This is a genomic window from Sphingopyxis sp. H115 (assembly GCF_001468465.1).
GTDB lineage: Bacteria > Pseudomonadota > Alphaproteobacteria > Sphingomonadales > Sphingomonadaceae > Sphingopyxis.
On sequence record NZ_LNSA01000044.1, the window covers coordinates 20,730 to 31,315 of the forward strand.

13 protein-coding genes are annotated in these 10,586 nt (G+C 63.0%); 6 read left to right on the top strand and 7 right to left on the bottom strand.

The window, feature by feature from the left end:
• Positions 1-16 precede the first annotated feature (16 nt).
• Positions 17-562: a TetR/AcrR family transcriptional regulator gene (locus tag ATE71_RS20420; protein ID WP_058805167.1), complete on the bottom strand. Its 546-nt coding sequence runs from the start codon at positions 560-562 to the stop codon at positions 17-19.
• Between the two features lie 156 nt (positions 563-718).
• Between ATE71_RS20420 and ATE71_RS20425 the strand changes: the two genes are divergently transcribed.
• Positions 719-1,096 carry a DsrE family protein gene (locus ATE71_RS20425; RefSeq protein ID WP_058805168.1) on the top strand — a complete coding sequence of 126 codons (378 nt, stop codon included), beginning with the start codon at positions 719-721 and terminating at the stop codon, positions 1,094-1,096.
• 21 nt (positions 1,097-1,117) lie between these two features.
• Positions 1,118-1,777, top strand: a complete 660-nt coding sequence (locus ATE71_RS20430) for a pyridoxamine 5'-phosphate oxidase family protein (protein ID WP_235588094.1) — start codon at positions 1,118-1,120, stop codon at positions 1,775-1,777.
• A 324-nt stretch (positions 1,778-2,101) separates the two neighbouring features.
• On the opposite strand, the gene ATE71_RS20435 is transcribed toward ATE71_RS20430, so the two are convergent.
• The 5 genes from ATE71_RS20435 to ATE71_RS20455 all read right to left on the bottom strand — a co-directional run bounded on the left by ATE71_RS20435 (position 2,102) and on the right by ATE71_RS20455 (position 6,530).
• Entirely contained in the window at positions 2,102-2,725 is a 624-nt protein-coding gene (locus ATE71_RS20435; protein ID WP_152998870.1) for a hypothetical protein, read from the bottom strand.
• Positions 2,700-3,884 carry an XRE family transcriptional regulator gene (locus ATE71_RS20440; RefSeq protein WP_058805179.1) on the bottom strand — a complete coding sequence of 395 codons (1,185 nt, stop codon included), beginning with the start codon at positions 3,882-3,884 and terminating at the stop codon, positions 2,700-2,702. Before ATE71_RS20440 ends, ATE71_RS20435 begins: the two co-directional genes overlap by 26 nt.
• On the bottom strand, positions 3,881-5,260 hold the full coding sequence (locus ATE71_RS20445; RefSeq protein ID WP_058805171.1) for a 7-cyano-7-deazaguanine synthase: 1,380 nt from the start codon (positions 5,258-5,260) through the stop codon (positions 3,881-3,883). Before ATE71_RS20445 ends, ATE71_RS20440 begins: the two co-directional genes overlap by 4 nt.
• Positions 5,257-5,820: a hypothetical protein gene (locus ATE71_RS20450; RefSeq protein WP_058805172.1), complete on the bottom strand. Its 564-nt coding sequence runs from the start codon at positions 5,818-5,820 to the stop codon at positions 5,257-5,259. Before ATE71_RS20450 ends, ATE71_RS20445 begins: the two co-directional genes overlap by 4 nt.
• 353 nt (positions 5,821-6,173) lie before the next feature.
• On the bottom strand, positions 6,174-6,530 hold the full coding sequence (locus ATE71_RS20455; RefSeq protein ID WP_058805173.1) for a helix-turn-helix domain-containing protein: 357 nt from the start codon (positions 6,528-6,530) through the stop codon (positions 6,174-6,176).
• Between the two features lie 124 nt (positions 6,531-6,654).
• Between ATE71_RS20455 and ATE71_RS20460 the strand changes: the two genes are divergently transcribed.
• Genes ATE71_RS20460 through ATE71_RS20475 form a run of 4 tightly spaced genes read left to right on the top strand, consistent with a single transcriptional unit; the run spans position 6,655 to position 9,066 of the window.
• Positions 6,655-7,332 (top strand): multiubiquitin domain-containing protein, encoded by a 678-nt coding sequence (locus tag ATE71_RS20460; RefSeq protein WP_058805174.1) that lies wholly within the window; start codon positions 6,655-6,657, stop codon positions 7,330-7,332.
• Positions 7,332-7,661 (top strand): hypothetical protein, encoded by a 330-nt coding sequence (locus tag ATE71_RS20465; RefSeq protein ID WP_058805175.1) that lies wholly within the window; start codon positions 7,332-7,334, stop codon positions 7,659-7,661. Before ATE71_RS20460 ends, ATE71_RS20465 begins: the two co-directional genes overlap by 1 nt.
• Positions 7,658-8,164 (top strand): hypothetical protein, encoded by a 507-nt coding sequence (locus tag ATE71_RS20470; protein WP_058805176.1) that lies wholly within the window; start codon positions 7,658-7,660, stop codon positions 8,162-8,164. Before ATE71_RS20465 ends, ATE71_RS20470 begins: the two co-directional genes overlap by 4 nt.
• Positions 8,161-9,066, top strand: a complete 906-nt coding sequence (locus ATE71_RS20475) for a HesA/MoeB/ThiF family protein (RefSeq protein WP_082665332.1) — start codon at positions 8,161-8,163, stop codon at positions 9,064-9,066. The genes ATE71_RS20470 and ATE71_RS20475 overlap by 4 nt, the downstream gene beginning before the upstream one ends.
• Here ATE71_RS20475 and ATE71_RS20480 read toward each other — a convergent pair.
• A complete protein-coding gene (locus ATE71_RS20480) occupies positions 9,047-10,414 on the bottom strand; it encodes a hypothetical protein (RefSeq protein WP_152998871.1) in 1,368 nt (455 codons plus the stop codon). The genes ATE71_RS20475 and ATE71_RS20480 overlap by 20 nt on opposite strands.
• Between the last annotated feature and the right edge of the window lie 172 nt (positions 10,415-10,586).

A 10,586-nucleotide genomic window follows, 5' to 3' on the forward strand; every position in this document is an offset into this window, starting at 1 on the left:
ATCCGGATCTTAGGCTTCAGGTCGCGGGCTCGGCGGTGCCCAGCAAGTCATCGGCAAGGTCCGTGATCAGCCGGCGAAACGGCGCCGCCGTCCCGAGGCCGCGGGCAAGAACGAGACTTCCCTGGATCAACGCCACCACCCGTTCGGCCCTCGCTCGGGCCTCATGCTTCTCAGCGCCTGCTTCTATGGCCACTTTGGCCAATGCGTCGATAAATGCCTCGAACAGCACGCGGATCGCGCTGCCGAACGTCCCGCTCGTGCCGATGGGTGCCGAGAGCATGTTGAGGAGACAGGATTTTCGGCCGCCATCATAAAATTGGTCGAGTTCTCGCGTCATGGACTGAAGGCGCTCGCGCGGAGACCCAGGTCCGGCCAGGGGGACGATGACATGTTCGCTAAGCCAGCGCCCGGCTTCGGCAAGCACCTCGGCGCCCATCTCTTCCTTGCCTCCCGGAAAGCGATGATAGAGGCTCGCCTTCTTCAAGCCGGTCGATTCCGACAGGAGCGCAAGCGACGCTCCTTCATATCCGACGTCTCGAAAGGTCGTGCCCAGCCGCGCCAACAATTCATTATCTTCGACCAGTGCTCTACGTGCCATCGCTCACATCTTTCATATTTACCGAATGATCGGTTTAATATCTTGACGAGCTCCTGTCGAGTCTCTAGCAGCGGTTTTACCGATCGTTCGGTAATAAATATATCTCGACAGGAGTTTTACATGACCAAGACCGCTATCATCATCTATGTCGACCCTAAAACGGGCACCGACGAGGCGCTCGGCCGCCTCTTCAATGCGCTCTTCCTCGCATATGAGCTCAAGGAAAAGCAGCAAGAGGTTGCGATCATTTTCCAGGGCGCGGGGACGCGCTGGCCCGCCGAACTGGTCAAGCCCGACCATCCGGCGCACGCACTTTATGGTTCGGTGAGCGACCTGATCGCCGGCGTTTGCGGCGGCTGCGCCGACGTGTTCGGTGCCACCGAGGATGCACGAAAGACCGGGCTCAAACTGGATTATGAAAAAGCCATCCCCGGCACACCGGGAATACTCGATGTGTCGACCTATCTCGACCAGGGCTATGGCCTCGTGACTTTCTGACAAATTGCCCGGTGCCCGCCCATGCATATCCTGCGACGGGCGCCGGGCCACTTACAGGAGCGAAACCTTATGGATACCGCACGCCCGACCAGCGACATCGCCTTCACGGCGAAAGTGAAGGAATTTCAGGCCAAGAACGGTTCGCGCGAAGCCTATGCAAAAATGGAGGCGCGTGGCGGCTGGAACGACCGGATAACGCCGCAGCTTGCCGAGTTCATCGCGCAGCGCAACAGCTTCTACATCGCAACCGTGAACGCGGACGGCCACCCATACATTCAGCACCGCGGCGGTCCGCGCGGATTCTTGAAGCCTCTCGACGACCGGATCCTTGCAATGGCTGATTTCCGGGGCAATCGCCAGTTCATCTCTCAGGGCAACCTTGCCGAGAACAGTAAGGCCTTCATATTCCTGATGGACTATGCCAACCGCCGCCGGATCAAGATTTGGGGCGACGCGTGGATGGTGGAAGGCGACGCCGCACTGACCGAAGCGGTCATGCCTGCCGATTACGCCGCCGTTCCGGAACGTGTCCTGCTGTTCAAGATCGCGGCATGGGATCCCAATTGTCCGCAGCATATCCCTCGCAAGCTCGACGCCGACGAAGTCGATGCCCTGCTAGCCGAGCGCGACAGAAGAATTGTCGATCTTGAAACAAGATTGGCAATGCTCGGGGGGAACTGAGCTGCGACGCGAAAAGCGGACCTGACGCTCAAAGAGCGCGGACGCGCACCACCGAGATGATGCGAACTGGACGTCCTCGGGTTTTGGAGATTTTGGCCGATTTCGGCCAGGCCGCTTTCGGGCGCGGGTCACAGAAACCGGCCGTTCGCGGCAAAATACCTGCAGATGACTAGCAGCGACCGAAAGTTGCTGTTCTGCATCGCGGTGCGATTTCGAAGCTTCAGGATTATGCGGGACTGGGCGATCAACGTTCGTGGGTGAGAACGCGTCTGCCGCGTTTAAAGGATTGACCCTGGCCCGCTCCCCTTCCCGTCTCGCATCCCACTAAGCCCGGACCACCATCTCGCGCAGCCTGCGCGGCAGGCTTGGGCACCGCATAGCCTCTTCCGGCCCGATCAAATCGACGACCCATTGTTCGAAACGCGGGGGCACGCGCATCTTCCCGATGCGAAGCGCGCCAATAATGGCCTGACGCAAGCTCTCGTTGCCGATTGTCTCGGTGACCGAAGGCTGGAGAATGAGATCGAGCGTGCTTGCCAGCTGCAGGGCCGGAAAGCGCCGCGCGCAGAGCGCGGTCGCCTTGCGCTCGTCGATGACCGGTATCGCGCTTTGCGCGATCGACTGGGCGATCGTGGCCGCCTCGCCATCATCAAGCGTTTCTGCGGTCGCTCCGACGACCAGCGTCTCGAAATGGACTTCGGCCTCGTCGCTCAGGGCGACGACGTCGATCAGGCCGATGCGCAGCAGCTCCTCGATCGCGTCGAAGTCATGGCGTCCCATCCGCCGCCCTGCATCGAGCTCGCGCATGAGGATGTCGGTTACCGCGATCGGCGACGGCAGTGCCTCAATGATACGCGCCGCCTGCCCGGTGGCGTTGAGATTGATAGCGGCGCTGGTGTCCAGAATGATGGACCGATGTTGCTCAATCCGGAAGGATGGGGATGCCATCAGCATCGCTCCCTTCGAGTTCGAGATCGGCGAACATCGCGCGCAGCTCGGAGCGGTCGAGGCGGAGCAATTTCGAAAGCTGGCCCTCGCTCATCAGTTCCTGGCGATAAGCCTCGGCCGCGAGAAGCGCGAGCCTGAGGGTCGTCGGCCGCGATGCCTCGGCCTTTGCCGCATCGGGCGAAACCAGATCGCCGAGCACCTGTCGCTCCTGCTCGTCGCTGATGCCGCCCTGATCGACGAACCAGTCCCAGCGCCCCGGCTTGACGAGCTTCAGATCTTCAAGCCGGCGGACGAGCGCTTCGCGGGAGATGTTGAAATAGTGCGCCAGCACGATGACATGCCGGCGCGACAGCACCGGCGAGCCGGCAACAACCTCCTGAAATTTTTGGAGAACCGCACGCGCGGGCGCAAGGAGGGCCGGGCCGAATGCGTTGGCATAGCGTTCCTCGCGTGAATTCTCGACCTCACCGAGATGCAGCACCTCGGGCTGTCGGCGGGTCGAGACGAGATGACCGCATTCATGCGCCGCGGTCTGGGTACGGCGATCCTTGGGATGATTGGCGTTGAGCAGGATGCAGGCGCCGAGCGTCTCGTCATAAGCGAAAAGCCCCGATATCTTGCCTTTAAGACGGCGAACATAAACGCGCACACCCATGTCGAACTCGAGGAGCGTGACGATGTCGGCGATGGGGGCGAGACCGAGCCCCAGCCGCTGGCGGAGCTCGTTTGCATCATTCTCGGCCTGTTCACGAACGTCGCCACGCGCGATCGGCCGCTCGGGCGGGTAATTGCGCACGCGCTCGATCCCGAGCAGATTCTCGAGCTCGACCTCGGCTCTGGCGAGGTCTGACAGGAGCTGCACCGCCTCGGCGGTGTCGGCGTCTTCGGAATCATGGAGTTTGCGAAAGCGCGGGGCGAGGTCGACATGGACGGCTTCGGTCCGCACCAGCGCGTTGACGCTCGTCCCGTAAAGCAGCGCAAGCTTCTGCAATTCGGACAGACGAACGCGGCGCTGTCCCTTTTCGATCGCAGACAGCGTCGGACGAACGACACCGATCGCCTCCGCAGCGTCGGCCTGCGTGATTCCGGCTGCGTCCCGGGCCCGCCGCAATCTTTCTCCGACCTCTGCAAAATCGAGCTCGCCGAGCGGCGAGGTCACGCCGTCCACTCCCACAAGAAGGATTTGGGACCCAGTGCATCGAGATAGTCACGCCATTCGGCTTCGTGACGGGCTAGGAGGCCGTCGACCTTGGACCGGGCTTCTTCATGGGACAACTGACATGCGCGCGCGAGGCGGAAGATATGCAAACCGAGCTCCGTCTGGGTGGTGGTGGCTTTTCGAAAGCCCGCCAGATGGTCGAGATGGAGCGTGCCTGCAATGGCATATTCGCGCATTTTGCCGGTTATTTTCGCGCGGTCGAAGTCGGGCGATGCGCCGTCCTCGAAGGTCGCCGACGAGAGATCCTCCCACACGTAGGTGTCGCCGGGTTCGGTGAGACCTGCAGCATGGATGCTCATGCGCCGGAGGAGACAGGCGGCGCAGATTCCGCACTGGCGGCGCTTCTTGTTCACGCCGGCGTGACGGCTTTGCTGCCAGCATGACAGGGTGCGCTGCCACGACGCCTTGTCGCCCGTGCAACCGTCGACATGCGCCGCCAGCGTCTCGCCTTTGGTGTTCCAGATGCGCGGGAGATCGAAGTCGATGTTGGTTTCGAGGAGCGCCGCGAGGAAGCGCTCGAGCTTGCGAAGATAGGTCGGATGGGTGCGATAGTCCGCATAGACCTGGCCAAGCGCGGCAAGCGCCGGACCGAGGGCGCCCTGCCCGCTTTCGGGCATGATCACGCGATTAGTTTCCGCAAGATAGGCGGCGAGGCCGCTGACGACCCCGAACTTGAACCCGCGCGAGCGCATGCTCGATTCCTTGTGGTCGCCTTTGACGGTGTAAGGGATCTTCGCGAACGCCTCGCTGCGGCGCTCCTTGCGCCGCATGTCGCCGTCGTGGGTTCCCAGCCGGATTCGGACGAGCGCGTGACCGAGCTTGCGGCCCTCGAGCTCGGCAACCGAACAGGAATCGAGGCCGTTGCTGAACGGAATCACCGCCCTGGCCGGATGCTCGAGAGCGAACAACTGCTGGCCCACGGGAATGGCGGCCCCGCGCCGCTCGATAAAGTCGAGCGTCCAACTATCGCCGGTCAAATAGTCGAGCGCGTCCTTGAGCGCCGCCGCGACGTCGCCGCGTTGCCACCGATCAAGGTCGTGTACCGGCACGGTGAGCGCGATATCGCGCGCCCAGGTCCGCGTCGGCCGCGCGAGCGACATATCGCAAAATTCGACTGCGCCGGCAACGAGGAGCGCGTCTTCGAGGAGCGGGCTCCAGCCTTTGAAGAAATAGGTCGCGAGCCGTTCGACCTTGAATTCGATATTGGTGCCGATTTCACATGCGGTGAAGCCATCAGGCACCGAGGCGCCGGGCTCGGTTACCGCCACGCGGATCGCCTTCGACGGCGCCGCGAGGGAGAGATGCGCGAAGTTCATAGCGGAGGTCCTTCCCCGAGGCCGTCCTGCTTACGCGGCGCGCGCTGCCCCGCAGGCGCATCCTTGCCGAGAAGCTGGCGAGCGAGACCGTCGTAGCGCGTCGCGGCAAAACCGCCCTCGATGCGCGCGCGAACATTGCCGGCACGCGTCGCGTCCCATTCGCGCTGATAATGTTCTTCGATTGGCCGCGTATGGCGCGATGCCCAGATCGCCAGTGCGTCGGCGGCTGCGCCCTCGACGACGGCGTCGCCGCTTGCTCCAGCGTCGACGTGCTGCATCGCGCAATGCACGAGAATCTGGCGAAAGCCGTTGCCGGCCGTTGCCTGCGCAAGCGCTTCGAGACGGTCGAGCTGCTCGAAAAGGCCGGGCTGCGTTTGGTCGGCTATGTCTGCAATGGCAGCAGCGATCTGCGCCAGTTCGCCCTGACGCCAGTCCCTAGCGAGCGCCGGGACAACAGCCTCGCAGATTTGCTGCTCGGAGAACGCATCGTTCTCGGCATATTTTGCTACCTTCTTCCAGTGCGAAGGAAGGTTCAGGGATCGATAGGGACCATCGCTCATGTCAGGCGTTATCTAAAAAACTACTGACAATGTCAAATTCGTGGATGGCGCATCATTGGCCAACGATCAAAGCGCAAGTCAAATCCTTTCAAACCCTCGTGAATTTTCGGGATGATGACGTTCGTGGATGATCGGGCATGACATAGACCGAACGCTTGGTCGTCGCGAATTGTACCGCATCAATCGCTTCCACCCCGATGCTTCCGAGGTCGAGTCGCAGGCTGTCATGCCGCGGATCGATGGGTGCGACGGCCGGCTCCCAGCCGTCATCTTCGGGAGGATTTTTCGACTTCCCGCCAGAATCGTCGCGATCAAGCCCATATCATCCTTCGCCGCGCCACCCGGTATCCGCTCTATTCGCTCCCGGGCCTTGCACTGCCCTTATTGGCGAGAACCTCGATGAATCGCTCGGCGATATCGAGATCATAGTCATTGAGTTTGTCGAGATGCTGGTTGAGGCGCTGCGCTGCCGTCGAGGTCCCGACATCTTCGGTGCGGCCGACCAGATAATCGGTGGTGACGCTCAGCGCATCGGCGAGTCGGCACAGATTGTCGAAGGACGGCCGGCGCGATTTGCCCTCGAAATGCGAAATCGAGCTTGCTGGCAAGCCGGTTTTCACAGCCAGGTCCTGCTGACTCATATCCCTGAGATTGCGGGCATTTTGCAGGCGAAGGGCGAATATCTCGCGGGTGTCGTCGTTCTCAGACATGTCGATTTCGCGATGTGTATATTGACATAAACGACATCACTCCTATTTTGTCGATACCGGCATCAGATACATGTCGGTTTCGTCAACTCCAAGGCATTTTTGCCGCGGTTTAGGGAGATTTGTTATGACCAACCCCGCAGAACGCCGCGCGCGCTTTGCCATTCGCATCAACGAGGCCTCGTTCGACACGGAAGATCCGCTGCCCAATGGCCGCGACCTTCTCGAGCTGGCGGGTTTTCGTCCCGCCGACGAGCATCTGCTCTTCCAGCAGCTCGAGGGCGGCATGCTCGAAGACATCAATCTTGCCGAGCCGGTCCCGCTCGACCGCCCGGGGATCGAACGCTTCTTCGCCTTGAAGGGCGATCGCATCTTCTTCCTCGTCGTCGACGGTCGCCGCTTCCCCTGGGGGAAGGCAGCGATCAGCGAGGAGGAACTGCGGGGCCTCGCCCAAGTCGACGCGGACAAGGAGATCTGGTTCGATCCCAAGTTCGGCAAGGACGATCTCGTCGAGCCGGGGTCGGAGGTGAGCCTCAAGGGGGACGGCGTGGAACATTTCTTCACCGCCGACCGCCCGAACGAGCCGCGCCTCGTCACCATCAAGCTCAACGGCGACCCGGTGAAGATCCCCGGCGGGGATTACACGACCGAGACGCTGAAGAAGAAGCTTGAGGTGCCGGCCGACTGGGATCTCGATATCATGGCGAGCGACGGCACCATGCGGCCGCTCCAGCCCGGCGAAGTGATCAAGGTCGTGAAAGGCCTGAAGTTCGTCAGCCACGTCCGCCAGGGCGGTTCGTCCTGATGGACGCCGCCGAGGAGTTCGAACGCGTCCGGGTGCTTTACCCGGACGCGGGCCTGCTCGAGGAGGGCGGGCAGGCTTACGTCCACCTCCCTGCGCTGCCGATCGCGACGCCACAGGGCGCGGTGACCCGCGAGGCGATTCTCAGCCCGCATGCACATTCGGGCTATATGACGCGGCTTTTTCTTTCCGAATCCGTGCCGTCGAACGTGAACAACTGGACGACGCACATTCTTTTCACGCGGCCCTGGTTCACTTGGTCCTGGCAGAATGTCGAAGCGACGCAGCCCTGGACCACGATCCTGGCCAACCATCTGGCGGCTCTGCGATGACCATCCATTTCAAGATCGGCAACGACCTTGTCGAAGCGGTGCGGACCGATCTCCATCGCGCCCATCCCTTCGCCTATGAACGCGTCGGCTTCCTGTTCGCCGGCGTCGCCGCGCCGGGCGGCGATCTCATCGTCACCGCAAGCGATTATCGCCCGGTCGCCGACGAAGACTATCTCGACGACAGCAACGTGGGCGCGATGATGGGCCCCGATGCGATCCGCAAGGCGCTCCAGCACAGCTATCAGACGCGCACTGCGGCGATCCACGTGCATCTGCACGTGCACCGCGGACGCCCGAACTTCAGCGGCGTCGACAACCGCGAGAACGCCAAGTTCGTCCCGAACTTTTTCAATGTTTCGCCGCAGCGGCCGCACGGCGCGATCGTGCTCAGCGAAGACGCGATGCGCGGACATATCTGGCTGCACCGCGACGCGCGCCCCGTCCCGATCGGCCGGTTCAGCGTCGTCGGCGCGCCCCTCTGGTTCGATGGAGAAGCCGCATGACCCGTAGCACTCGCCAGAATTTCCTCGGCGCCGACAGCGATGAAAAGCTCCGCTCAGTCACCGTAGGCCTCGTCGGGCTCGGCGGCGGCAACTCGCATGTCGTCCAGCAGCTCAGCCATGTAGGCATCGGCCGGCTGGTATGTGTCGATGACGATATCGTCGAGGACAGCAACCTCAATCGCCTGATCGGCGGCCGAAGCGCCGATCTTGATCCGGCCCTGCACAAGACCTCTATCGCGGAGCGGATGGTGCGCGGCCTCGTCGAGGGGGCCGAGGCCGTCTTCCTGCCGTGCCGGTGGGAAGCGGCGCGCGAAGAGCTAGCCCGCTGCGACATCATCGTGGGCGGTCTCGATTCCTATCGGGCGCGGAGCGAGCTGGAGGGCTTCTGCCGGCGGCTGATGATCCCCTATATCGACATGGGAATGGACGTGCACGACGTGGGGGACGGCTTCGCGATCGGGGGACAAACCATCCTGTCTATGCCCGGTGGACCCTGCCTGTGGTGTATGGGGATGCTGTCCGAGCCGCGCCTCGCCGAGGAAGCGCAGCGTTACGGCGCCGCGGGCGGCAAGCCGCAGGTGGTCTGGCCGAACGGCGTGCTCGCGTCGCTGGCGGTCGGCCTCGTCGTGCAGCTTGTCACGCCCTGGACCAAGGCGCCGCTGGCTTCGGCCTATCTCGAATATGACGGCAACCGGCAGCAGGTCGCGACGAGCAATCGCCTGAAGGCGATCGCCGGACAGCCCTGCACCCATTATCCCGCCAATGACGTCGGCGATCCGCTGTTCGATGTTCGGCTCATGATCGCGCGCACCGAGCCTCCGGCCGCCGCAGTGCCGGCGGACAGGCCGGCCGATGGATTCTGGACCTGGCTTCGCGCCTGGTTCAGCCGCCGGCCGGCTTAGCCTCGGCGATCCCGCAGCGGTCGAAGTCGTGCCATCCGCGCACTTTCGGCCGGAACGTCTGGGCGTCGTTAGTCGCGCGCCAGGAGAGGCCGCGCGAAGCGACGGGGTCGGCGGGATCGAAGGTCCAGAAAAGACCGAGTCCCGGGATCTGTGCGACGAGATTGCTCTCGCCGAAAAATTTGCTGCCGGTCGCGTCGAGGACGATGTGCCCGCGCACCTTCCGCCCGCAGGGATCATAGCCCTTGAGGTCGTCGGCAAGCGAGAATTCGGTCACCCAGACATAGCGTGGAAAATGCTTGCCGAGCAGTTCGGCCTTGAACGGGTCGGGCAGCTGGTTACGCAGCGCGCGCTTCTTGTACTTCCAGCCGAAGGTCAGATAGGTGCGCGAGACGAGCTGGTCGGGATCGACGCCGTAGAAACTCGGATCTACGGCGAGGATGGCGCCGAGCGTCGGGCTCCCTTCGGGCGCCGACTTCTGCGCCCGTTCGCGATAGCGGTCTGCATTGTGGACGAAGCCCTCGACAAGGTCGCGGCTCAGTTCCTCGGCGATATCCCCGGTCATGAAGACTTTCGACGGCAGGGGCACCATGACCCAGAGCGCGTCCTCTTCCAGCGTCCAGGGATAGGTATCGCTGCGGTCGGCGGCCGCGACCGGCAGTCGCTGATGCGTTCCGCGCTGGTCGTCGTTGACGAGAAGATGCGACACGATATCGGCCGTCGAAGGACGTGCGCCGTTTGCCGCGGGCATATTCTCGCGCACGACCCGGCCCACCGCGACCACCGCATGGCCAACAGCACCGTCGCGGCCGCGAAGGCCGATCAGCACCGGGATGCCGGAATCGAGATAGCGTGCGACGACATTCTGCGGCGGCTTGGCCCAGACGAGCTTCTTGCTATCGGGATCGGGACGCGCGAATTGCACGACGGGATGGCGATCGAGCGCCCGCAGGGCCCGCACGATATTGTCGGGCGTCAGAAATTCCGAGCCGGCCGGGAGCGAGCGGGTCGTCAGCATGTCGGTCGGGTTGAGTGCCGCCTCGTTGATCGCGGGCATCGAGAACCAGGGCCCGCCATGGCTGGCATGGAAATGCCGGCCGGCCATCCAGATCGCCGCCTGGGCGCAGGCGCCGACACGGGTATCCTGCTGCGTGAGCGGGAAACCCTCGACGGTGAGATCCGCACCGAGCACATGCACGGGATAAGGCGCGATCGTATCAATGATGATCGAGGGGTCGCTGGCGAGCCGGTCGGCGGCGACGACGGCGGCGCCGATCGGGGCGTGGGCGACCGGGCGGATGACGACAAATCCCAGATAATGGCTCGCCTCGGTCTCGAGGGCCCGGCTCACATCCTCGGCGGTCGCATGCTTCGATATGGCCGAGATGTCATTGTCGAAAAAATGGAGGCGGCTGCAATATTTGGTTAGCGATGCGAGCACCCCACCTCGACGCTGTCGATCTGATCGCCAAGATGGCGGCTGGTGATTTGGCTTGGGGATTGATGTGGCTTTGGACGAAGAG